Source organism: Rothia sp. 32237D007AR, assembly GCF_053544675.1.
Window position 1 is genome coordinate 79,600 of record NZ_JBPPUO010000007.1, and the last position, 21,777, is coordinate 101,376.

Here is a 21,777-nt window from a genome sequence, read left to right on the forward strand (position 1 = left end):
ACCTCATCGAGCCAGGGAGAGAACTATGTTCGACATCATTCTCTGGCCCTTTAAATGGATCGTCTCTGCGATTCTCTGGGCATTCCACGAACTCTTCACCACCATCGGCATGGACCCCGCCTCCGGCATCACCTGGGTACTTGCCATCATCGGCCTGACCCTGGTCATGCGAACCCTCACCATCCCGCTCTTTATGAAGCAAATCAAGGCCATGCGCGGTATGCAGGAACTGCAACCCGAACTGGCCAAACTACAGGCTAAATACAAGGGCAAAACCGACCAGCTCTCCCGCCAGGCCATGGCCCAGGAACAGATGGCCCTCTACCGCGAATCGGGCTCCAACCCCCTAGCCTCCTGTATGCCTATCCTGGTGCAGATGCCCATCTTCTTCGGCCTCTTCCAGGTGCTCAACGGTGTGCCCACCGCAGCAGCCAACAACACTGGTATCCTGGTGCTCGAAAATGCCAAAATTGAGCAGTTCAACGACGCCTACATCTTTGGTGCCCCCCTCTTCTCCTCCATGATGCGCCCTGGCGATGGTAACCACACCGCCACCATCCTTATCGCCGCCATCATGGTTGTGCTTATGAGCGCCGCCCAGTTCTACACCACCAAGCAGCTCTCTGCAAAGAACATGTCGGACGCCGCTAAACAGTCCCCCATGTACCGTCAGCAGCAGATCATGCTCTACGTACTGCCCCTAGTTTTCGCTATCTCAGGTATTAACTTCCCCCTCGGCGTGCTCGTCTACTGGACCGTCTCAAACTTCTGGTCAGTAGGCCAGCAGTACTGGGTCATTAAGAACAACCCCACCCCCGGCTCCCAGGCCGAACGTGAACTGAACGAACGCCGCGCCGCTAAGGGCCTGCCCCCTGTCGGCAAGACCAAGGAAGAGCACGAAGCTGAAATCGAAGCCCAGCGTGAGCGTGCCAACCGCGGCCAACGTCAGCAGCCCATGAGCAAGAAACGCCAAAAGCAGCAGCAGAAAAAGAAGAAGAAATAGCGGCAGCTACAGGAGAAACCCCCATGACTGAAGCATACGAAGAAAACGCCGCAGAAATCGTCCTAGACGACGCCCCAGAGCAGGGCTTTGAGGACGAAGGCGACATCGCCGCAGACTACCTCGAAGAACTCCTCGACATCGCAGATATCGACGGCGACATCGACATCGAAGTGCGCAATGGCCGCACCCACCTGTCGGTCGTTACCGAAGATGGCAACAACACCGATCTACAAGCTCTCGTCGGCCAGGACGGTGAAGTGCTGGACGCCCTGCAAGAGCTCGTCCGCCTCTCCGTCCTAGCTGCCACCGGCCAGCGCACCCGCCTAATTCTCGATATCGCCGAGCACCGCGCTAGCCACCAAAAAGCCCTGGTAGAGATGGCTGAAACTGCCATCGCCCAGGTCCAAGACACCGGCGACGAAGTGCACCTAGACCCCCTGGGACCCTACGAGCGTAAACTCGTGCACGACATCGTGGCAGCCCACGGGCTCTACTCAGAATCAGAAGGCTCTGGGCCTGACCGCCATATCGTCATCATGCTAGAGGAGGGCTAAACCATGAGCGAAGGAAACACCCACCTGCCGGAGCTAGCTGGCCCTACCCTGGTAGCTGCTGACCAAGTTTTCGGTGACCGCCTGCCCCTGGCAGAGCGTTATGTTGAACATCTGGCAACCAGCGGCATCGAACGCGGTCTCATCGGCCCTCGCGAGGTTCCCCGCCTCTGGGAGCGTCACGTGCTCAACTGTGCCGTGGTTGAGGAATTCATTGAGGACGGTGCTCGCGTGGCTGACGTAGGCTCAGGAGCGGGCCTCCCAGGGCTCTGCCTGGCTATCGCCCGCCCTGACCTGCACCTGACCCTCATCGAGCCCCTAGAACGCCGCGTCATCTGGCTGACAGAGGTCGTAGATGACCTAGGGTTAGAGAACGTTGATATTCTACGTTCGCGTGCTGAACAGGCCGTAGGGCAGGTAGAAGCAGACTATGTGACCGCCCGTGCAGTTTCTGCCCTGGTTGGACTGCTGGACATCACCCTGCCGATTCTGCGCGGCACTGGCCAGCTCCTAGCTCTGAAGGGGCGCAGTGCGGCTGATGAAATCACCAAGGCCCAGAAGAAGCTCAATAAGTACGGTGCTCGCCAGACCGAGATTCTTATCGCTGGTGAGTCCCTGCTCGAAGAACCCACCACTGTGGTGCGTGTGAGCCTTTAAGAGCCTTAGCTCTAGCAAAGCCCGGCTTACCTCCTGTGTGAGGTAGCCGGGCTTTTTATATACCTGCTACCTAGCCCTGAGTGTAAGTGGTGGCAGATGAAGCTGCCAGAGCCTGCGCGTCTTAGGTGAAAGTGTGGCGAGCGGTGATGGTGGGCAGTGGTTATAAGGCTGAGTGGGAATGTTTCACATGAAACATAGATTCTTTATTCATAAAACAACGTATTCATGGTGCTTAATTTTCCCTGTTTCGAGAGGCTGGTGAGAGCAGGTAATCTTAGATAAGCGAGACCACCATACCTACCAAGGGAGTATAGCCGGTGTCTACCATCTCCAATATCCCAGACTTTGGGCTACCGCCTGAACCCCAGAACGTCCCCGCCAAGCCCGACCGCGGCTCACATGTTTCACGTGAAACACGTGAAAAACTGGAGCGCACTGACCTTATCTCCGCCCAGACCAGCCCCATCACCCAACAGGCTCAATCGGCAAAACAACAGTTCGAAAAGCTCACCGGTGAGACACTGAACCGCCCCCAAGAAACTCGCATCTTCACAATCTCCAACCAGAAAGGCGGGGTTGGCAAAACCTCAACCGCCGTGAACATCGCAGCAGCGCTCGCCCTCAAAGGTATGAATGTACTGGTCGTCGATAACGACCCCCAGGGTAATGCCTCAACCGCGCTGGGCATAGAACACGGGGTAGAAGTACCCTCCACCTACGATGTGCTAATAGACGACAAACCCCTGGCAGATATTGTGCAACCCTGCCCCGATATTGAAAACCTCTGGTGCGCCCCGGCCAACATCGACCTGGCAGGAGCCGAAATCGAGCTGGTCTCCATGGTCGCCCGCGAAACCCGCTTAAAAACCGCCTTATCTGATTACGCCGCCGCCCGAGAAGCAGCCGGGCTGCCCCGCCTAGACTATATCTTTATCGACTGCCCGCCCTCCTTGGGCCTGCTCACTATCAACGCCTTCTGCGCAGCCCGCGAGGTGCTCATCCCTATTCAATGCGAATACTACGCACTAGAAGGGCTCAGCCAACTACTCAAAAACATTGGCATGATTCAAAAGCACCTCAACTCTGAACTACACATCAGCACCATCCTGCTCACCATGTATGACGGCCGCACCAACCTCTCATCCCAGGTCGCCGACGAAGTGCGAGAACACTTCCCTGAACAGGTACTTGAAACCGCTATTCCCCGCTCCGTGCGTATCTCTGAAGCTCCCAGCTACCAGCAAACCGTCATGAGCTACGACCCAGCCTCACCTGGTGCTGTAGCCTATCTGAAAGCTGCCGTAGAAATGGCAAAGAAAGCATAAACACCCTATACGATATGTTTCACCCATAAAATTAAGGATCAACGGCGCCCTCTGTCATCCCAGGTCGCCGTTGGTCTTTGCTGGGGGGCTCACTCCACTAGACTTGGGTGAGGAAAACTTTTGAGCACGGAGGTCAATATGGCAGAGAAGAAACGCGGTCTAGGGCGTGGCCTGGGCGCCCTCATCCCAGAGAGCGCCAAGCCCCCAGTAGAAGAGAAAAAAGCTGAGCCGGTGGCTACCGAACAGCTAGACCTAGGCTTGGGCGCAGACATTCCCACTCCTTCTCAGAAGAGTGTTTCACGTGAAACATCAAAGAAGAAGCGGGCAGATATGGGAGCTGCCCTACGCACCACCACTCCTTCCCGGCGTCCTGTCGATTTCTTCTTTGGTGACGAAACCGCTGGGGCAGGCGAGAACCTTGTGCCGGTGCCCGGCGCAGACTTTGCCACCCTGAACGTCACCGATATTCACCCTAACCGCAAGCAGCCCCGCACAGATTTTGATGAACAGGATATGCAGGAGCTGGTGCACTCCATCAAAGAAATCGGTGTGCTACAGCCGATTGTCGTGCGCCCCAGCCGGGAGAGCGGTGCCGAAAAATACGAGCTCATTATGGGCGAGCGCCGCTGGCGTGCCACCCAACGAGCTGGGCTGACCACCATCCCGGCAATTATCCGTGAAACCCAGGACGAAGACCTACTCCGGGACGCTCTCTTGGAGAATCTGCACCGGTCGCAGCTCAACCCTATTGAAGAAGCGGCCGCCTACCAGCAGCTTCTCGAAGAGTTTGGAACTACCCAGGAACAGCTAGCCCAGCGCATTGGACGTTCTCGCCCCCAAATTTCCAACACTATTCGTCTGCTGAAGCTGCCGGCCCTGGTGCAGCGCCGCGTTGCCGCCGGTACTATTTCTTCCGGGCATGCCCGCGCCCTGCTGGGCTTGAAGAAGGCCGCTGATATTGAGACTCTGGCTCAGAAAGTTGTCAACGAGGGGCTCTCTGTTCGAGCGGTGGAAGAACTCGTAGCAGCAGGCTCTACTTCTGATGCTGAGCGAGCTAAGAAAACCACAAAGGTTCAGGGTCATACTGAGCGGCTGGATTATCTGGCCGATGCTTTGGCTGACAAACTGGATACTAATGTCACCATTAATCTGGGGGCACGTAAGGGTAAGATGACTATTGAGTTCGCCTCGGTGGAAGACCTCAACCGCATCCTGGATCTGATTGACCCTCAGCTCAAGAGAAAATAGGGGAGCCTAATAGGGGTAGGGGTGCTATTTCTACCCCTGAAATGTAGAAGCGGTATCTGCCAGAAGTGCAGGTGCCGCTTCTCTATGTTTCACGTGAAACATGCCATGAGGTACTACTCCGGGGCCTGTTTTTTGGTTTTATGAGGCCTTGGAGATGGTGAAAACCTCTATATGGCCCCCTGTAGGCCTTACAGGGGCTCCCCCTGTATGGAACTAGGAATGTGTTGAGTTAGGCGCTGAGGGCGGCTTCTGGAGCTCCACTTTTTGCGGCATGGGCCAAAATCCTCCTGAATTCCTTGATGTGTATGCGTGCAATCGGAACTCATCTGGTCCTTATCTCATGGGATGCTCTGATTTCTCTAACCTATTGTGAGTGCTGTGCAAGAGGGGCGGGAAGTGGAGCTGAAGGGGTGTGGGGTGAATGTCATATGTTGTAGGATGAGGGTATCCCAAGGAGGTGATAATAATGAATTTTTTCTATGAACTTATTTCCTGGTTTGGCGGTTTCATTATTTACGGGTTGATGTTCCTTGCCTTTGTCGTCATTGTGCGTCGTGTGATTATTAAAGAAAAATCTAAAGCTGGAAAATCTAAAAATAAACCTGTCGCTAGTAAAGGTGATACATGTTCCGTTGATAAATCGACGTTGGGTGATAGTTTAGCCCAGCCTATAGAATTAAATGGTTCTTCTTTTACCCCCGGGCGGTCAGTCAGATCTGAAGCACCTCAGAAAAGTAATCGGGAGAGCTCGTCGATTTATGGCCCCGACAAAGACCCTCTAGAATCTTAAAAGCGCCTCTTCAAGGTTGAATTGGTATAAATTTCGAGTTTTTTACCGTTTCATGCGAAACATCACCCGTTTATAAGTCACCCTTTGATGAATATATATCATGTGTGGAGGTTGAAGATATGTATAAAAAATTATTTTTTTTATGGCTCTCTCTTTGTGGGTATTTGTTGCCTTTATTGAAGTATTTGTTTTTTCTCGTATGTTTACTTCGTGCCCAACAAATCTAGAATTAATCTATGGCGATGCCGGAGTTTCTCTTATTCCGTTGGGATATGCCTGCACTTGGGATTCTTTCCCTAGGGGGCGTTAAAATTTACCCACCTTTATCGACCCTGTTGACACCGCTGGTGCTTTTATTAGGGGGATCTAGTCTTTTGGGCAGCCTACCCAAACAGCTCGAAAAGCTGGTATAGCTCGCTCAACTTTGCTCCGTATCACCCAAGGAAAAACAGAGCCTACTCCCGCGACCTTACGCGAAATAGCCCTAACCCAGGGATCCGACCTCAACTAGAGTTCAATCAAGCACTTGATACTCTCTTTACTCGTGATGACGCAACACGGCTTATGCGTTTTCTCCTATCATGCGCATCTCGCCCCCTAGCTGCTTTCCCTAGAATAAATCTGCTGGGTTTCACGTGAAACATTCTGATTTTATCTTTTGTTCTTCTAGCAACCTTCTGAGGGCGTTAACAAGCCCCTCAGAAGAAGCTGAGGGGCTTGTGAGTGCCTAATGAATAGTGCCGTGTATGGGTGTCGAGAGAAAATATCGGCAGGCTAGAGGCTCCCGGTGGAAGGTAAGGCCTATTTAAGAAATTCTGCAAACTCCTGCTCCAAGGCAGCCTTGGGCTTAGCGCCGACGGTCTGCTTGGCAACCTCACCGTCCTTGAAGACGTAGATGGCGGGGATAGAAGTGATGCCGTACTTCATTGCGGTGGCGGGGTTGTTCTCAACATCGAGCTTGAGTACCTTGACCTTATCGCCGTACTCTTCACTGAGCTGGTCGATGACGGGGCCAACCATGCGGCAAGGGCCGCACCATTCAGCCCAGAAATCGACAATGACGGGCTTATCTGACTTAAGAACCTCGTCGCTAAAAGTAGCGTCAGTAACCTGCTGTGCCATGGTAAATAACCTTTCGTAGATAGGGGTGAGAGAACCTAGAGGGCCTCAAGGTAGTGCTGGGCATCCAGAGCCGCAACGCAGCCTGAACCGGCCGCTGTGATGGCCTGACGATAGGTGGGGTCGATGACGTCGCCTGCGGCAAAAACGCCGGGAATAGAGGTGCGTGAGGACCGGCCCTCTACAGCGATAGTGCCAGCCTCAGTAAGGTCTAGCTGCCCCTGCACCAAGGACGTGCGGGGGTCAGAGCCGATAGCGATAAAGACACCTTCAACGCTCAGTGAAGTTTCCTCCCCGCTCTTAATATTCGATAGGGTCAGGCCAGAGACTTTCTCTTCCCCGTCGATAGTCTTGACGACTGAATCCCAGATAACCTCAATTTTCTCGTGGGCTAAGGCACGCTGGGCCATGATCTCTGAGGCACGGAAGGAATCACGGCGGTGCACCAGGTAGACCTTAGAGGCAAAGGCGGTCAAGAAGAGGGCTTCTTCGAGGGCTGAGTCGCCGCCACCAATAACGGCCAGTTCCTTCTCCTTGAAGAAGAAGCCGTCGCAGGTGGCGCACCAGGAGACGCCGTGGCCAGAGAGGCGAGATTCGCCGTCCACACCCAGCTTGCGGTACTCCGATCCGGTGGAAATAATGACGGTCTGCGCCAGGTGAACTGAGCCGTCAGTCAGAATAACCTTCTTAATGTCGCCCTCAAGCTCAAGGCTGGCGACGTCCTCATAGCGAATATCTGCACCGAAACGCTCAGCCTGGGCGCCGATGTTGGTCATGAGTTCAGGGCCTTGAATGCCGTTGATAAAGCCTGGGAAGTTCTCAACTTCGGTGGTGGTCATCAGATCGCCGCCGGGGGAGATAGATGAGGCAAAGAGTAGGGGGTTGAGGTTGGCGCGGGCAGTGTAGATGGCGGCGGTGTAGCCTGCGGGGCCTGAGCCAACGATGATGACCTTGTGAACGGTCTGCTCGCCGTCTTGGGTAGAAGCGGCGGATGCGGTTTCACTGGTAGCTGCGCCTGCCAGGTTGAGGCTGGTAGCGGCGTTGCCGAAGAGGCCGCCAAGTGCGTTGGTAGTCATTGTTCTCCTTGATGACGGTGGGGTAGTGCGCTATGGAAAGAAACGGCGGGCAGGTGGGCTTTATTCCCAACCCACCCGCCGGCGGTAGATGTGCTGTTATTTGACGGAAATTTCTGCCAGGCGCAGGCCGTAGGTGTAGCCGGGTACGATGGGCTGGCTGAGCTGAGGTGCGCTGGTGAACTGCACAATGATGTACTCGGTCTTGCCGTCCTGGGCGTCCCTATTGAGCTCTACGGTGGTCTCACCAGGGGCAGCAAAAGTGCCAGAACCAACTTCGGTGGCACTTTCAAGAGAGGCCGAGTCATTAGCGTAGATAGTAAAAGCGCCCCCTACACCGGAGATTTGGTTAATGGTGATGCTGTTGACTGTGGTGGCCTCATCGAGCTTGGCTGAGAGGTAGAAGGAGTCGGTGAGCCCACCAAAGTTAGCCGAACCGAAAGCTAGGGACATCCAGGTTGTGGCAGGGTTGCCATCTGTTAGGTGCCCCAGTGTGGCATCACTTTCTGCCATAAGGTTGGCAGATGAGGGCACGGTGCGGGTGAAAGTGCCATCAATCTTGGGGGCAGGCAGGGTGGTCTCGCTGGGCGTGGGGGAGGCGGACGCCTTAGCTGAGGTGCGTGCAGGTGCATTAGCTGTTGTGGTGGCTATGGCTGTGCCGTTAGCGTCCAGAACTTCTTGAGAAGCATCGGAGTCCACCATGCCGCCGAGGGTGGCAAAGACCGCCCCGGCACCGATGACCAGTAGGAGGGCTGCTGCGATACCAACCACCCACATGCCGCCGTTACGTTCGGTAGGCTCACCGCCTTCGTAGTAGCCTTCTTCTTCGGCATCGTATTCTTCGAACTCGTTGGCGGCTTCTTCTGTGGGGGAGGGGGTGCGGGTTGCAGAGATAGCTGCTGCGCCTGCTGTTGCACCTGCCATGGCGCGGGTGCTCTCACTGGCAGGGGTGCCCTTGGCTACTACGTACCTGTTGGGGGCTGTCATAGAGCCGGTGTCACCAAAGATTTCTTCGCCAAACTCTTCGGTAGAGTTGGCCCCGCTTTCGGTCAGTAGAACATTGAGCAGGTGCTCGGGGCGGGAGTGGGAGGTCACCAGGTAGGTGCGCTCGCTGTGGTTGCCTAGGTCGAGTACCTGTACCGCGGAGCGTGAGAGTGCGCTGGAGTTGCGGGCGTTGGTGACTAGTAGGCGGCTTTGGTCGGGTGCGGCGACGATGATGGAGACCTTGCGGCCAAGCACTGTATCGAGGCCGTCGAGCACGGTATTGCCGCTGGCTGTGTCGAGCAGGTGTGCGGTGACTTTATAGCGATCTCCCAGCAGGGTGTTGAGGGGAATCTGCTGTGTCAAGTGGGGCCTCCCGTGGCGAATGGGTGAGTGATTAGTTAGGTTACTGAGTTTACCCTCTGTGGCGGGCGATGTGGCGGCGTATTCCGATTTTGGCCAGTATTGGGTTCATGAGGGTGTCAAGCTCACGCACATTTAACATCATGAGCATGGCGTAGTAGGCGATTGCCATGACCACACCGCCGACGGCTACGGTGATGAAGGCGCTGCTACGTGAGGCCCAGGCGAAGCCGTCGAAGGTGTAGCCACCTAGTAGGTAGAGAGCGGCGGCACCGGCTAGCCCTGCACTCATGGAGGCAAAAGATACACGGGCGTGGGTAGAAACAAGTTCGCGTACCCCGTAGTCGCCTAGGCGGCGGGTGAGGACGCGGTGGCTCAGGTAGACCGCTAGCACGTTCTGGAGGGCATAGGTGAGGGCTAGACCGTAGATGATGTACTGGGGTGCTAAACGTGAGGCGATGAAGCCCATGATGAGGATGAGCACCGCTGAGATGAGCTGAATGTAGAAGGGGGTTTTGGCGTCCTCTTGGGAGTAGAAGACGCGGCCCATCATGAAGGCGATGGTGAGGAAGGGGCCGCCGAGGGCGATGAGGGTGATAGTTTGGCCGATGACGGCACCTGCTTGTTGGGAGCCACCACCGAAAATCATGCCGATGGGCCCGGCGAAGACAATCAGGGCTACAGTGCAGAAGATGGTGGCGATGGAGGCGGTGCGCAGGCCAGATGAGAGCGTGGCGGCTACTGAGGCCTGGTCATTCCCCTGGGAGGCAGCTGACATACGGTTGAAAAGTACCGTTGCAATGGATAAGCCAATGACGCCGTGGGGTAGGGAGTAGAGCATGGAGGAATAGTTCAGGGCCTGCACACCGGGAATCTGTTGCCCTAGAGCTAGGAAATCTTCGCGGGAGCCCACCACGTCGGCAGCTATTTTAGTCAGGTAGAGGAAGGCCAAATTGGAGATGATGCCGGTAGCTAGGGTCCACCCTGCCAGGTTAGCTGCGGTGCTCAGGCCGATGCCGCGCCAGCCGAAGAGGGGCTTGAGCTTGAGGCCCACTTTTCGCAAGGGGATAAAGAGAATGAGGGCTTGCAGGGCCACACCCAGGGTTGCTGAACCGGCGAGCACCAGGGTCTGGGTGGAGGTCCAGCTCTCTAGATTGTGGAAGGGCGGGTTGGTGGTGACGTCCTGCGGGCCAAAGTAAAAGATGAAGCCTATGAGGGCGGCAATGGCTACGATGTTGTTGAGCACAGGTGCCCACATGTACCAGCCGAAGGCACCCCTGGCGTTGAGCACCTGCCCCAGTATCGTGTAGAGGCCGTAGAAGAAAATCTGGGGTAGGCACCAGAGGGCAAAAATCCAGCCGAAGTGCTGCTGCTCTGGCGTCCATTTGCTACCCATGATGGCAATAATGGGCCAAGAGAAGAGCAAAACCAGGGCGGTAATTGCGGCGATGCCGCTGACTGCTAGTGTCACTAGGCGCGAGACGTAGTCGGAGCCGCCGTCATCGTGCTTGGCTGCCTTAATGATTTGCGGTACCAGCACGGCATTAAAAATACCGCCAGCTACTAGCACGTAAATCAGGTTGGGGAGGGTGTTGGCGGTTTCAAAAATGTCGCCCACGGTGGCAGTAGCACCGAGAGCAACAGTAATGAGGAAGGTTTTAACGAAGCCGAGAACCCTCGAAACGAGCGTACCAGCGGCCATAATTGCGCTGGATAAAGCACCGGAACGTGCCACGGGAATCCTTATCTACTCAGTCAGCTAGGAGAGCTGGTGAATGATGTACTCACGGGCAATCTCAGCGATGCGCCGCTCGTTGGGGAATGAGAGTTTGCGCCCCAAATCATCAATGTTGACCCAGGCGACATCTACCGCCTCATGGTCGGGGTCGTTCTCTGTGGTCAGCTCACCACCGGTTGCAGAGAACAAGAAATGGTGAACCGTCTTATGGACGCGGTGCCCTGGCACATTGAACCAGTAGTCGATGGACCCCAGCGAAGTAATCACATCACCAGAGATACCGGTTTCTTCTTCAATTTCGCGGGCCGCCGCTACCGCCCTGGTTTCCTCCCCTTCGGGGTGACCCTTGGGCAGGCACCACTCTAGACGTCCGCCGCGGTTGACGCGGGCGATGATGGCAACAGGCAGGTTGCGGTCGTCAAAGTTGACGATGACGCCGCCTGCAGAGACCTCCTCAACCGTGGGCATGGCAGCAACGGGCATGAAAGCCCGCCTCTTGGGTGCCCGGGGAATAGGAAAAGTCATGTCTCTACCTTAACCGATAGAAAGGGGTGATGTTTTAAAAGTTGAGGGTGTAAGTGGTAACTTGTGCGGTTTGCTGGCACGATTGAAGGGTTATGGCGCATGTTTTTGATACTTCCCTTATTCACCCGGTAGCACTTGAGGCCGGCGAGCTCTTTGCCCGCGCGGGCTTTGAACTGGCCCTAGTCGGCGGGCCTGTCCGCGACCTATTTTTGGGGCAGACCTCGGTAGATTTAGACTTCACCACCAACGCCAGCCCCGATGAAACCTTGACCGTAGTGGAAGGCTGGGCTGACGCTACCTGGGAAATCGGTAAGGAATACGGCACCATCGGTATCCGTAAGGGTAATGAGATGGTTGAGATTACCACCTACCGCGCTGAAAAATATGACCCTGATTCTCGTAAACCGGTCGTTGCCTTCGGCACAGATTTGAAGGAAGACCTCTTCCGCCGCGACTTCACCATTAACTCTATGGCCCTGCGCCTGCCCTCCCTGGAACTGGTTGACCCCTTCGGTGGGCAAGAAGACCTCCGACGGGGCCTTATCTGCACACCTGGCACCCCGCAGGCCTCCTTTTCTGACGACCCGCTGCGCATGATGCGCGCTGCCCGTTTCGCCTCACGTCTAGATATTGACCTGGCCCCCGAGGTTTTTGAGGCCATGGTCGATATGGCCGACCGTATCCAGATTATTTCGGCTGAGCGTGTACGCGATGAACTGGTCAAACTGATCTGCGGCAAGGCACCGCGCCGCGGTGTTGACTTGCTGGTGGAGTCGGGGCTAGCGTCCTTTGTTCTCCCTGAGATTCCGGCCCTGAAACTGGAAGTCGATGAGCACCACCACCATAAGGACGTCTACCAGCACTCCCTGACCGTTATGGAGCAGGCGGCCGCCTTAGAAACCGGCGCGGACGGCCCTGTGCCCGGCCCCGACTTCATCCTGCGCTTTGCTGCGCTTATGCACGATATTGGCAAGCCTGCCACCCGCAAATTTGAGAGCAACGGGTCAGTGAGCTTCCTGCACCACGATGTGGTGGGGGCTAAGCTGACCAAGAAACGTATGCGCGAACTGCGCTTCGATAATGACACCATCAAGGCTGTTGCCCGCCTGGTAGAACTGCACATGCGCTTCTACGGCTACGGGGACGCCGGCTGGTCAGATTCGGCTGTGCGCCGCTACGTTCGCGATGCTGGGGCCCTGCTAGAGCGCCTGCACCGGCTCACCCGGGCGGACGTCACCACCCGCAACAGGCGCAAAGCCAACCGCATCGCCTCCGCCTACGATGATCTAGAACGCCGTATCGACGAACTTGCTGAGCAAGAAGAACTCAACTCTATCCGCCCCGATTTGGACGGCGAAGAAATCATGCAGATTCTCGGCATTAAGCCTGGCCCCCAGGTAGGCCAAGCCTACAAGTTCCTGCTCAACCTGCGCCTAGACGAAGGTGCCCTAGGTAAGGACGAAGCCACTGCCCGCCTACTGGAATGGGGCAAAGACAACCTGGCCTAGCCAGGCCAGTAACCGCCCCTCTCGCTGAGTTCTCATACCGGGGAATGGCGAAAACTCATTCCGCAGGCTGATGATTTTATTAGCCTAACCCCCTAGTGTTAAATAACGATAGCGTCACACAACAAGGGGAGACTCATGCTCGAGGTCAGAAACCTCACCAAAAACTACGGCCCCAAAATAGCCGTCAACGACATCAGCTTCACCGTACCCAACGGCAAGGTAACCGGCTTCCTTGGGCCCAACGGTGCCGGCAAATCCACCACCATGCGCATGCTAGTAGGCCTAGAAAACCCCTCCAAGGGCAGCGCCCTGGTCGATGGGCAGCCCTACCGCTGCCTCAAGAGCCCGCTAACTTCCGTTGGTACCCTCCTTGATGCTAAAGCCATGCACCCCGGGCGTAATGGGGTAGCCCACCTGCGCTCGCTGGCGCTGACCCACGGTATCCCTAAATCTCGTGTTGATGAGGTCATTGAGATGACCGGTCTGGCTGCGGTGTCGAAGAAGAAGGTTAAGGGCTTCTCCTTGGGCATGGGCCAGCGTATGGGTATTGCTGCGGCCTTGCTGGGTGACCCTCAGAACGTCATTCTTGATGAGCCTGTGAACGGTCTTGACCCTGAGGGTGTTATCTGGGTGCGTAATCTAGCTCGTTACCTGGCTTCAGAGGGGCGTGCTGTGCTGATTTCCTCCCACCTGATGAGCGAGATGTCTCAGACCGCAGATGACCTTATCGTGATTGGTCGTGGGCGTTTACTGGCTAATTGCTCCATGGAAGAGTTCTTGAAAATTGGTGATGAGAATAAGGTGCTGGTGCGTACCGACGCCCGTGATGTTTTGGCTCCGATTCTGAAGGAAGCCGGTCACACTGTCACTGCTCTTGAAACAGATGGGCTGATGGTCGAACATGCGGACGCCCGCGGCCTAGCCCGCCTGGCGCAGGCGGCCGGTGTGCTTGTGCATGAGCTGACCCCGCAAAAATCTACCCTGGAGCAGGTCTATATGAATATGACCCGCGACGATGTGGAATACACTTCGGCTAGCTTTGCTACCCCTCAGCAGAACCTTGGTGCAAGCACCTCAGATAGCACCCCGGCTCAGGCAGATGCCTCAGACTCAGAAACCCCTTGGTCCTCAACTTCAGCACAGGAGAACTAACTTATGACTACCGCACCTGTTTCTGTCGCGTCCGCGCAGGCCAACCATTCTCGTTTTGCTGAACGTAAGCTGACCTTCTGGGGCGTGCTACGTTCTGAATTTCTGAAGTTCCGCACCTTGACCACCAACTGGGTGATGACCCTGGTGCTGGCTCTGGTCATGCTGGGCATGGCCCCGCTCTATGCCCTGATGCTGAACTCTATGGCTGATAGCCCTGAGGTGATGGCTCAAGCCTCTGAGGGTATGGCTCAGACTAATGCTGGGGTTGAGTCTCTTACTAGCCTGGCCTACGCGATGGGAGGCTCTGGTGTTGATTTGGCTAATATGCTGATTGCTGCTGTAGCGGCGGTCTTCATTGGTTCTGAATATGCCACCCGGTCTATACAGACGAGCCTGACCGCTGTTCCCCGCCGTGCATCCCTCTACCTGGCCAAGCTTGTGGTCTTGAGTATCTACGGTTTTGTCATCGGCTTCATTCTTGCTGCCCTAGCCTATGCGGTCGGTTACCCTGTGCTGAACTCTACTCTGCAGGATTCCTTACCCTTTACCGATGGGCTACTGCTGAACTGGGTGGCGGTAGGTCTCTACTTCATGTTCATGGTCTGGATGGGCTACGGCTTCGGTGCCCTCTTCCGCAATAATGCTGGCGGTATTGTCATGGTGGTCTTCCTCCTCTTCATCTTGCCTATTATTGCCGCGATTTTCATGGGCCAGTTCGAGTGGGTAGCAGATGCCTACAACTACCTGCCCTCAGCCCTGGGGCGCATCATTCTCACCTATGATCTGACCCCTGATGCTGAGATTAGCTATCTTGAGGCTGGCTCCTGGTTCGCCCTGTGGGGTGCAGTCCCTGCCCTGCTGGGTTACCTGCGCTTCGCTTTTACTGATACCCGCGGCTAAAACTAACTAGCCTTTACATAAGCTATGGGCCGGTCACTCGAAGGGGTGCCCGGCCCTTTATCTATCTGTCTCATAGATTGGCTAACCCCACCTCCTGCGCCTCATTGCACCCCTTAGCTCGTAAACTAGAACCATGGTTGAGCGTAAACATGATGGTGAAAGACGACTAATCCGTGCTAGCAATACGTGGCTGGCCCGTGCTGTTGCACAGACTAAACCCGATGCTGTGCGTCAAACCGTCACCACCTCCATTGAGCGCATTAACCGGATTCCTGGCCGGGCCGCTGGCATCCTCACCCGTAAGGACGTGCAGATTGTGCGCGTCCGCCTGATTCTGACTACCCTCTTCGTTACCTTTTTAGCAATGCTGGTAGCTGCTGTAGGTAACTATTTTTCCTTGACGCGCACCCCGGAAGGCAGTGTGGAGCACTATATGAGTGCTTTAGAAAGAGGGGACTATGTTGCAGGTATCGACAGTGACGCCTACAGCAACTTTGATTACACCTATCTGACTAACTCCATTTACCGCTCAGCCCCAGGGCGGGTAGAAAAATATACGGTTACGGGCGCAACTGAAGGGCCAGACGGTCAAGCTCACGCCAGCGTCCTTGCTACTATCGACGGTCAAGACCACGAGATGATCCTGCCCTTGAGCAAGGTGCATCGAACCGGGCCCTTTAATGACACCTGGGATCTAGCTACCCCCGCCCAGTCTTATCTGACTCTTACCGCACCTGTTGCCCTTGCCGGGGTGCAGGTTAACGACCAGTCTCTGAGCTTGCCGGTGACTCGCCGTACTGAAACTGAAGCTGGTTATCAGTGGATTATTCCTACCTTGCCTGGCACCTATAATTTCACTCTGCCAGCTAGCTCCTACTACACCCTGAGCCATACTGACCACACAGTCACTGCACCCTTGCCTGGCTCAGCAGATAACCACCAAGAACTTACCCTTCAGGTGCGCCCTTCACCGCGCATGTGGAACGAAACTAATAACTTCATTACCTCCTGGTTAGAGCGTTGCGAAAGTGCCCGCAGGTTGGATGTTGCAGGCTGCCCCACCTCTACCTTGCATGGTTCAGAGTCTACTGCCACGGTCAGCAACGTCGTCTGGAAGCTTACCGACCGCCCTGCCTTCTACCTGGTGCCAGACCGCACTGACCCGCGAGTTTGGCGGGCCTCCCGCTACCGCCAAGCGACCTTTGAAGTTACCTATCTTGCCGATGGTAAAGCCCAACGAGAAGTCATCCCCTTCTATATCAATGCTGAAGTAGTCTCAGATGGGAACCAGGCCACTATTAACGTAGGTTTGGGAGGGAGCGAAGAAAGCGAAGCCCAGGTACAGCAAGCCATCAGAGAAGAAGAATCTTCCACCTCCACTCTCCAAAAATTTGTACCCTCACCCTAGCCCTAGTGTCTCAAGGCGGGAAACCATGGGCTTTTTCTTCTTGTTTGGTGCTGTGAAGAACACCGCTTTAAACCTCTAAACCCTGCCCAAACCGGCCGTCCTGCGGTAAAGTTGGTCAGGTCTGTGCTGGCGCTTGGCCAACACCTGAGACCGGCCAGACCGTACGTAATCTCCTGCTATGGAAATCCCATAGCCGCTTAGCCCAAAGGAGGGGTTTAATCATGCGTGCATACGAACTGATGGTTATCCTCAACCCCGAGGTTGAGGACAAGGCTGTAGAGCCCACCCTCACCAAGTTCCTCGAAGTTGTCACCAAAGACAACGGCACCGTTGACAACATGGACATCTGGGGCCGCCGTAAGCTCGCTTACGAAATCCAGAAGAAGTCCGAAGGCATCTACGCCGTCGTTAACTTCACCTCAACCCCCGAGACTGCTGCTGAACTGGACCGCGTTCTGAACCTGAACGAATCCGTTATGCGCACCAAGATCATCCGCCCGGAAGATCAGCAGATCTCCTCCAAGTAAATGTTTGATACGGGGCCCTGTTCACTAAAATGTCAGACCCCCGTGCAAGACTTCAAATACTTACTCTTATTACGACTGGAGGCATCACATGGCTGGCGATACCGTCATTACCGTCATCGGTAACCTGACCGGCGATCCTGAGCTTCGCTTCACCCCTAACGGTGCAGCGGTAGCTAACTTCACGATCGCTTCAACTCCCCGCAACTTCGACCGTGCATCAGGCGAATGGAAAGAAGGCGAAACCCTCTTCCTGCGCGCCAGTGTCTGGCGTGAAGCTGCCGAGAACGTCGCCGAGACCCTCAAGAAGGGCATGCGCGTTATCGCGCAGGGCCGTCTGAAGTCTCGCTCGTATGAAACCAAAGAAGGCGAACGCCGTACCAGCATGGAGCTAGAGATCGAAGAAATCGGTCCCTCACTCCGCTTCGCCTCCGCTAACGTAACCCGCAACCAGCGCTCAGGTGGCAACTTCGGTGGCGACCAGAACTTCGGTGGCGGCTACGGTAACCAACAAGGTGGCGGCTTCAACGCCGGCAACCAAGGTGGTTACAACGGCGGGGCAGGCTACGGCAACCAGGGTGGCAACTTCGGTGGTAACACCGGCGGTGCCCAGCAGGGCGGCTACAAGGCAGCCCCTGCCGCACCGGCCGCAGCCCCCCAAGCAGCTCCTGCCCAGCAGGCACCTGCTGCTGACCCTTGGGGCCAGCAGTCCGGTGGCAACTACGACTGGGGATCAGGCTCAGACGACGAACCTCCCTTCTAAACCTCGCGCAGGTATCACCTGCACAATAGACGGGAAGGGGCGCCCCGGCGTCCTTCTTTGAAACAAGACAAATATTCATCCATCCCGCGGTTTATCCCGCGGGCTCCCACCAGAAAAAGGAGCACCACGATGGCTAAGGCTGAAATCCGTAAGCCCAAACCCAAGCAGAACCCCCTGAAGGCTGCTGACGTCACCGTAATCGACTACAAGGATGTCGCACTTCTGCGTAAGTTCATCTCCGACCGCGGCAAGATCCGTGCACGTCGCGTCACCGGCGTGACTGTTCAGGAACAGCGCAAGATCGCTCAGGCAATCAAGAACGCCCGCGAAGTTGCACTGCTGCCCTACTCAGGCGCTGGCCGCTAAATCGATAGGAGAGTAGAAGAACATGGCTAAGATCATTCTTACTCAGGAAGTCACCGGCCTCGGCGCCGCTGGCGACGTCGTCACCGTTAAGGACGGCTACGCACGTAACTACCTGCTGCCCCGCGGCTTCGCAGTCACCTGGACTGTAGGCGGCGAAAAGCAGGTTGAGTCCATCCGCGCAGCACGCACTGCTCGCGCCAAGGCTAACCTTGAAGAAGCAAAGGCAACCGCAGCTGCTCTGGCAGCAAAGCCCGTTGTTGTTGCTCACAAGGCTGGCGCTGACGGCCGTCTCTTCGGCGCCGTCAAGGCTGAGCACGTTGCTGATGCTATTGAGGCATCAGGTGCAGGTTCCATTGATAAGCGCGCAATCAACCTTGGTTCCGCTATCAAGCGCACCGGCGTTTACACCGTTACCGTGCGTCTGCACGAAGACGTTGTAGCCAACGTTGAGCTGGACGTTGTAGCCGAGTAATTCCCTTGAGGATTATTCGCTAGGGTTCTAGCAGCATTAGGACGCTCCGCGCCCCCTCTGTGGGGGAGCGGGGCGTTTTTGCGTGTGCAGCTAGTGCGGTTTTCACAGGGGAGTCTGGCATGCTAGAGGGTATGGCTTTACAATCATCTACGTCTTCTGCCCGTACCCGCCACCCACAGAGCACCCAGACTCTGATTGCGGCTGCTGTGACTGAGGCTGTGGCGGTTCTGATGCTGGTATTAGCTTTTGTGGTGAACGTGGGGTCACCCTCAACGGTTCTAGCGACTTTCTTGGGGTTTATTGTTGTCTCTGTTGTAGCAGCTACCTTGGCCTTCATTTTGGCGCTGGTGGGCCTGCTGCGCTTTGCCCGGCATACAGGGTGGTTTGTCGCTATCTTGGTCTTATCTGTTCTGGCTAATCCGGTTCTTTGGGTCTTCCTGATTGGCTATTTCTCGTAGGCTGCTATGAGGGGTGGGCATATCTGACTGTTTGTTCGGGTAGCGTTCACCAGCGTCCTTCAAAATACCCAGCTTGCTCCCAGGGAACTTGGAACCCAGGCTAAGGCTTGTGCGGTTATATAGATGTAACAGCTCGAAAGGCTGGAAGAAGCGAATGTGTGTGCTTCGAAAATCGGGTAATGCTGAACCTGATTTTCTTTTACAGGTGGCGAGACCAGTATGGGGGTCTCGCCATCGGTGTTTAAAGCGTTTTTCACCCGCCCGGCGGATGCGCCACCTACTCGTTTTCTCTAGGGTAGAAGTAGGTACCCACACACGAAAGGTAGCAATGGAGCACCCCACCCAGCCCTCTCATCTACAACCACCACAGGCTCAGCCCTCGCAGTCTTCCGTCTTGCAAGCCCCGGTGGCGTCTGCCCGCTCGCGCATGCTGGTGCCCGACGTTGCCCGCGGGCTTATGCTCTGGAGCTCTTTGCGGACGCCGGGGCCTTCGTGCTCCTGCTGGTTGGCACCGCCGGGTGGCTGGTAATGGTTCTTGAAGCGGCGGGCAAGCCCGGCCCGCTAGAGGCCCTGCACCGGCGGATGTCCTATGGCAAGGGTGGGCTTCCGCAAGTGTTGGCGCCACCGGTGGGCGTCCTGCCTACTCATTCGGAACCTCATGATTCCCAGGCTGTGCACAGGGACGGTATATACGAGCTTAAGACCAAGCGTAGGCCTGGCCAGCGGTTGGATCGGGAGCAGAAGATGAATAATCGGGTGCTCAATCGTGTGCGGTCGGTGGTTGAGCTGGTGATTGCTCAGGTAAAGACCTGGTGGATTCTTCATACTGGGTTCAGGCGGCTGTTGGGGTTGTATGGGCGGGTGTTTTCTTCTGGTGTGTGGGTTGGTGTTTTTGGCTGCGGGGCACCCCTTATGAATAAGCCTCCTAAATCTTTGTTTGAGTTACCCTAAAAATTTGTTTTGTTTGATGACACCCCTGTACCCAAACTACTTCTTCTTCCAATACCCCTTAGCGTAGCCGTGCCCCTTGGGCACGCCCAGCTGTCGCCGCGCCCAGATACGTAAGGGATGGATAGACCCGGACTCGCCCGCCAACCAGGTACACACCGACCCCTCCGGCAGGGGGTAAGCCATCACGGCCTCAGCCAGCGCCCCGCGCCGGGCAGAATCCACCCAGACCACCTCAAAATGCTCAGGAGTAGCAATCACCTGCTGCGACGCCTCCCCGGGCACCTCAATAAAGGCCGCGCCCCGGGCGCTCGCGGGCAGACTCTCAATCCAGCGGGCCATACCGGGCAGGCCACTCTCGTCACCGGCCAGCAGGTAGAAGTCGTAGTCGTCGCTGATGGAATAGCCCGACTTCGCACCCAGAAAATGCGCGCTATCGCCCACGGCAACGGTACGGGCCCACGTGGTTCCAGCCCCGTGCTCGTGCAGCATGATGTTAATTTCCAGGGCCCCGGTGCGCTCATCAAAGCGCCTGACCGTGTACTTGGCGGTGGTGGTCGGCTGGCTCCATCGCGCCTTGCCTTTCTCGAAGGTCGGCGCGGGCAGCACCTCACCCTTCTTGCCGGTCACCAGGTAGACGTACTCACCCGCTAGCCCCTGGGCCTCAACCCACTTGCCGTCAGCGGGTTCGGCAACCACCCGCATGACGGTGGGTGTCAGCTGCCCCACCTCGGTCACCCGGTAGTGGGTGTAGCCGCCCCGGTACTTGCCCGACTTCATGGGCTGGGGGTAGGACGCTCCCGCCCCGCCCCGGCTGCCCCCGGCAGCTTGGGGCCGGGGTGGGCTCTGCACGGGGGAGGCCGCGAGCGCCGAACCCTGCCCGGCGGCGAGCGCTTTCTCCAGCTTCTCCACCCGCTTGAGCAGCTGCTTCTGCCCCTTCTTCAGGTACTTCACCTCAGCTTTGAGGCTCTTGAGCTGCTCCTTGGCGTCCTTGCCCTTGCTCTTTGTGCTGCCCACAGGCGTCCTTTCTCTGGCTACGACCAGCCCCTCTTGGCACTGGCCGGCTCAATCTCTAGTACTTAAGTACTCTAGCTAGAACCCATGCTACCGAGATAAAGTTAAGCCCATCACATCACCGTCGCTGTGGACACCAAAGGAGGTAGTTATGACTCTTTCCCCTGCCCCCGGCACTCCCGCCCTCAATCGAGCAGCAGGACTACTGATCTGGGGTGGAATTGGGCTTGCCCTTGCTGCCTTTATCGCTGGACTGACCTACTCCGAACCCTCCTGGGTTTTATTCAACCTTCTCCCTGCTACTTTCGGCGGAGGCATCATTGTTTTCAACCTAGGGCTTATCCTCGGTTTGGTCGCAGTCTACAGAGGCCAAGCCGGGCAGGTGCTGCGCACCGCCCTATGGCTGCCCATCTCACTGGTAGTTAGCGCTCTTCTTATTTTCTGGGTAGGGGCACTTATCGCCCAGAGCGCCACCTTCTAACCCCCCGGAGAACACAATGTCAGACAGCACCCAACCCCACGTCACCGGTTTTCACACCACCGACCCCCAACCCACAGGAGCGGCTACTACCCTCACTATCATCGGTGTCGTCCTCCTCCTGACCCCCGTAGCGCACCTGCTCGCTGTTCCCCTCGGCCTCCTAGGAGTGCCTGTCGCCAAAGACTGGGTAGAACTCAGCTACGACCCTTTCGGCGCCAATATCCTTCTTGCCATTGTGGCCTTGGCCCCCGGCTACTTCTGCCTCCTCGCAGCCCTACGCCGCGCCCCCTCCGTACCCCGCCTTTTCGCAGCAGCCACCGCTCCCACCCTGGTACTGCTCTATGCCCTCTTTGCCGCCTACTACTGCCTCACCAACGTCTAGTCTCACAGCGAAGCGATATCGCCGGGAG

The 21,777-nt window shown here is 56.4% G+C and carries 23 protein-coding genes and 1 pseudogene; 18 read left to right on the forward strand and 6 right to left on the reverse strand.

All coding sequences use genetic code 11. The features are described from left to right. Positions 1 to 25 precede the first annotated feature (25 nt). The 7 genes and pseudogenes from yidC to ACED87_RS06205 form a co-directional block, all read left to right on the forward strand. Positions 26 to 1,003, forward strand: coding sequence for a membrane protein insertase YidC (gene yidC / locus ACED87_RS06175; RefSeq protein ID WP_449089727.1), 978 nt, complete (start codon positions 26 to 28; stop codon positions 1,001 to 1,003). A 23-nt stretch (positions 1,004 to 1,026) separates the two neighbouring features. Beyond that, positions 1,027 to 1,557, forward strand: a complete 531-nt coding sequence (locus tag ACED87_RS06180) for a Jag family protein (protein WP_449089728.1) — start codon at positions 1,027 to 1,029, stop codon at positions 1,555 to 1,557. 3 nt (positions 1,558 to 1,560) lie between these two features. After that, a complete protein-coding gene (rsmG, locus tag ACED87_RS06185; protein WP_449089729.1) occupies positions 1,561 to 2,211 on the forward strand; it encodes a 16S rRNA (guanine(527)-N(7))-methyltransferase RsmG in 651 nt (216 codons plus the stop codon). Positions 2,212 to 2,732: 521 nt separating this feature from the next. After that, a complete protein-coding gene (locus ACED87_RS06190; protein WP_449081653.1) occupies positions 2,733 to 3,536 on the forward strand; it encodes a ParA family protein in 804 nt (267 codons plus the stop codon). Between the two features lie 138 nt (positions 3,537 to 3,674). Then, positions 3,675 to 4,784: a ParB/RepB/Spo0J family partition protein gene (locus ACED87_RS06195; protein WP_449081597.1), complete on the forward strand. Its 1,110-nt coding sequence runs from the start codon at positions 3,675 to 3,677 to the stop codon at positions 4,782 to 4,784. 466 nt (positions 4,785 to 5,250) lie between these two features. After that, entirely contained in the window at positions 5,251 to 5,574 is a 324-nt protein-coding gene (locus tag ACED87_RS06200) for a hypothetical protein (protein WP_449081599.1), read from the forward strand. Between the two features lie 397 nt (positions 5,575 to 5,971). Continuing rightward, a pseudogene (locus ACED87_RS06205) lies at positions 5,972 to 6,085 on the forward strand (helix-turn-helix domain-containing protein); the annotation flags it as partial. Between the two features lie 290 nt (positions 6,086 to 6,375). Here ACED87_RS06205 and trxA read toward each other — a convergent pair. The 5 genes from trxA to ACED87_RS06230 all read right to left on the reverse strand — a co-directional run bounded on the left by trxA (position 6,376) and on the right by ACED87_RS06230 (position 11,373). Continuing rightward, a complete protein-coding gene (trxA, locus tag ACED87_RS06210; protein ID WP_449081601.1) occupies positions 6,376 to 6,696 on the reverse strand; it encodes a thioredoxin in 321 nt (106 codons plus the stop codon). A gap of 35 nt (positions 6,697 to 6,731) precedes the next feature. Beyond that, positions 6,732 to 7,769, reverse strand: a complete 1,038-nt coding sequence (gene trxB / locus ACED87_RS06215) for a thioredoxin-disulfide reductase (RefSeq protein WP_449081602.1) — start codon at positions 7,767 to 7,769, stop codon at positions 6,732 to 6,734. A 96-nt stretch (positions 7,770 to 7,865) separates the two neighbouring features. Beyond that, a complete protein-coding gene (locus ACED87_RS06220) occupies positions 7,866 to 9,113 on the reverse strand; it encodes a serine/threonine protein kinase (protein ID WP_449081604.1) in 1,248 nt (415 codons plus the stop codon). Between the two features lie 49 nt (positions 9,114 to 9,162). Next, entirely contained in the window at positions 9,163 to 10,845 is a 1,683-nt protein-coding gene (murJ, locus tag ACED87_RS06225) for a murein biosynthesis integral membrane protein MurJ (protein WP_449081606.1), read from the reverse strand. Positions 10,846 to 10,869: 24 nt separating this feature from the next. Then, the gene (locus tag ACED87_RS06230; protein ID WP_449081607.1) at positions 10,870 to 11,373 is read right to left on the reverse strand and encodes an NUDIX hydrolase; all 504 of its coding nucleotides are present in this window, start codon (positions 11,371 to 11,373) and stop codon (positions 10,870 to 10,872) included. 92 nt (positions 11,374 to 11,465) lie between these two features. On the opposite strand from ACED87_RS06230, the gene ACED87_RS06235 reads away from it, so the two are divergent. The 9 genes from ACED87_RS06235 to ACED87_RS06275 all read left to right on the forward strand — a co-directional run bounded on the left by ACED87_RS06235 (position 11,466) and on the right by ACED87_RS06275 (position 18,924). After that, positions 11,466 to 12,881 carry a CCA tRNA nucleotidyltransferase gene (locus tag ACED87_RS06235; RefSeq protein ID WP_449089730.1) on the forward strand — a complete coding sequence of 472 codons (1,416 nt, stop codon included), beginning with the start codon at positions 11,466 to 11,468 and terminating at the stop codon, positions 12,879 to 12,881. 135 nt (positions 12,882 to 13,016) lie between these two features. Next, positions 13,017 to 14,033, forward strand: coding sequence for an ABC transporter ATP-binding protein (locus ACED87_RS06240; RefSeq protein WP_449081611.1), 1,017 nt, complete (start codon positions 13,017 to 13,019; stop codon positions 14,031 to 14,033). 3 nt (positions 14,034 to 14,036) lie between these two features. After that, positions 14,037 to 14,933 carry an ABC transporter permease subunit gene (locus ACED87_RS06245; protein WP_449081613.1) on the forward strand — a complete coding sequence of 299 codons (897 nt, stop codon included), beginning with the start codon at positions 14,037 to 14,039 and terminating at the stop codon, positions 14,931 to 14,933. 133 nt (positions 14,934 to 15,066) lie between these two features. Then, a complete protein-coding gene (locus ACED87_RS06250) occupies positions 15,067 to 16,341 on the forward strand; it encodes a hypothetical protein (protein WP_449081615.1) in 1,275 nt (424 codons plus the stop codon). Positions 16,342 to 16,562: 221 nt separating this feature from the next. Further along, a complete protein-coding gene (gene rpsF / locus ACED87_RS06255; protein WP_135011322.1) occupies positions 16,563 to 16,868 on the forward strand; it encodes a 30S ribosomal protein S6 in 306 nt (101 codons plus the stop codon). A gap of 88 nt (positions 16,869 to 16,956) precedes the next feature. Beyond that, positions 16,957 to 17,628, forward strand: coding sequence for a single-stranded DNA-binding protein (locus ACED87_RS06260; protein WP_449081618.1), 672 nt, complete (start codon positions 16,957 to 16,959; stop codon positions 17,626 to 17,628). Between the two features lie 129 nt (positions 17,629 to 17,757). Next, positions 17,758 to 17,994 carry a 30S ribosomal protein S18 gene (rpsR, locus tag ACED87_RS06265; RefSeq protein WP_004005948.1) on the forward strand — a complete coding sequence of 79 codons (237 nt, stop codon included), beginning with the start codon at positions 17,758 to 17,760 and terminating at the stop codon, positions 17,992 to 17,994. A 22-nt stretch (positions 17,995 to 18,016) separates the two neighbouring features. Continuing rightward, positions 18,017 to 18,466, forward strand: coding sequence for a 50S ribosomal protein L9 (gene rplI / locus ACED87_RS06270; RefSeq protein WP_449081620.1), 450 nt, complete (start codon positions 18,017 to 18,019; stop codon positions 18,464 to 18,466). A 131-nt stretch (positions 18,467 to 18,597) separates the two neighbouring features. After that, positions 18,598 to 18,924 carry a hypothetical protein gene (locus tag ACED87_RS06275; RefSeq protein ID WP_449081622.1) on the forward strand — a complete coding sequence of 109 codons (327 nt, stop codon included), beginning with the start codon at positions 18,598 to 18,600 and terminating at the stop codon, positions 18,922 to 18,924. Positions 18,925 to 19,911: 987 nt separating this feature from the next. Here ACED87_RS06275 and ACED87_RS06280 read toward each other — a convergent pair. Then, the gene (locus ACED87_RS06280) at positions 19,912 to 20,889 is read right to left on the reverse strand and encodes a siderophore-interacting protein (RefSeq protein WP_449081624.1); all 978 of its coding nucleotides are present in this window, start codon (positions 20,887 to 20,889) and stop codon (positions 19,912 to 19,914) included. Between the two features lie 148 nt (positions 20,890 to 21,037). Here ACED87_RS06280 and ACED87_RS06285 point away from each other — a divergent pair, with 148 nt between their 5' ends. Both ACED87_RS06285 and ACED87_RS06290 read left to right on the forward strand, forming a co-directional pair. After that, positions 21,038 to 21,367, forward strand: coding sequence for a hypothetical protein (locus ACED87_RS06285; RefSeq protein WP_449081626.1), 330 nt, complete (start codon positions 21,038 to 21,040; stop codon positions 21,365 to 21,367). A gap of 16 nt (positions 21,368 to 21,383) precedes the next feature. Further along, entirely contained in the window at positions 21,384 to 21,749 is a 366-nt protein-coding gene (locus tag ACED87_RS06290) for a hypothetical protein (RefSeq protein WP_449081628.1), read from the forward strand. The last annotated feature ends 28 nt before the right edge of the window (positions 21,750 to 21,777 follow it).

Coding starts and splice junctions, on each gene's coding strand:
- ACED87_RS06230 (WP_449081607.1), bottom strand. CDS start 11,373: ATGACTTTTCCTATTCCCCGGGCACCCAAGAGGCGGGCTTTCATGCCC.
- ACED87_RS06250 (WP_449081615.1), top strand. CDS start 15,067: ATGGTTGAGCGTAAACATGATGGTGAAAGACGACTAATCCGTGCTAGC.
- ACED87_RS06260 (WP_449081618.1), top strand. CDS start 16,957: ATGGCTGGCGATACCGTCATTACCGTCATCGGTAACCTGACCGGCGAT.
- rplI (WP_449081620.1), top strand. CDS start 18,017: ATGGCTAAGATCATTCTTACTCAGGAAGTCACCGGCCTCGGCGCCGCT.
- rpsF (WP_135011322.1), top strand. CDS start 16,563: ATGCGTGCATACGAACTGATGGTTATCCTCAACCCCGAGGTTGAGGAC.
- ACED87_RS06290 (WP_449081628.1), top strand. CDS start 21,384: ATGTCAGACAGCACCCAACCCCACGTCACCGGTTTTCACACCACCGAC.
- ACED87_RS06195 (WP_449081597.1), top strand. CDS start 3,675: ATGGCAGAGAAGAAACGCGGTCTAGGGCGTGGCCTGGGCGCCCTCATC.
- trxB (WP_449081602.1), bottom strand. CDS start 7,769: ATGACTACCAACGCACTTGGCGGCCTCTTCGGCAACGCCGCTACCAGC.
- ACED87_RS06285 (WP_449081626.1), top strand. CDS start 21,038: ATGACTCTTTCCCCTGCCCCCGGCACTCCCGCCCTCAATCGAGCAGCA.
- ACED87_RS06240 (WP_449081611.1), top strand. CDS start 13,017: ATGCTCGAGGTCAGAAACCTCACCAAAAACTACGGCCCCAAAATAGCC.
- rsmG (WP_449089729.1), top strand. CDS start 1,561: ATGAGCGAAGGAAACACCCACCTGCCGGAGCTAGCTGGCCCTACCCTG.
- ACED87_RS06275 (WP_449081622.1), top strand. CDS start 18,598: ATGGCTTTACAATCATCTACGTCTTCTGCCCGTACCCGCCACCCACAG.
- ACED87_RS06200 (WP_449081599.1), top strand. CDS start 5,251: ATGAATTTTTTCTATGAACTTATTTCCTGGTTTGGCGGTTTCATTATT.
- ACED87_RS06235 (WP_449089730.1), top strand. CDS start 11,466: ATGGCGCATGTTTTTGATACTTCCCTTATTCACCCGGTAGCACTTGAG.
- ACED87_RS06245 (WP_449081613.1), top strand. CDS start 14,037: ATGACTACCGCACCTGTTTCTGTCGCGTCCGCGCAGGCCAACCATTCT.
- ACED87_RS06180 (WP_449089728.1), top strand. CDS start 1,027: ATGACTGAAGCATACGAAGAAAACGCCGCAGAAATCGTCCTAGACGAC.
- yidC (WP_449089727.1), top strand. CDS start 26: ATGTTCGACATCATTCTCTGGCCCTTTAAATGGATCGTCTCTGCGATT.
- trxA (WP_449081601.1), bottom strand. CDS start 6,696: ATGGCACAGCAGGTTACTGACGCTACTTTTAGCGACGAGGTTCTTAAG.
- rpsR (WP_004005948.1), top strand. CDS start 17,758: ATGGCTAAGGCTGAAATCCGTAAGCCCAAACCCAAGCAGAACCCCCTG.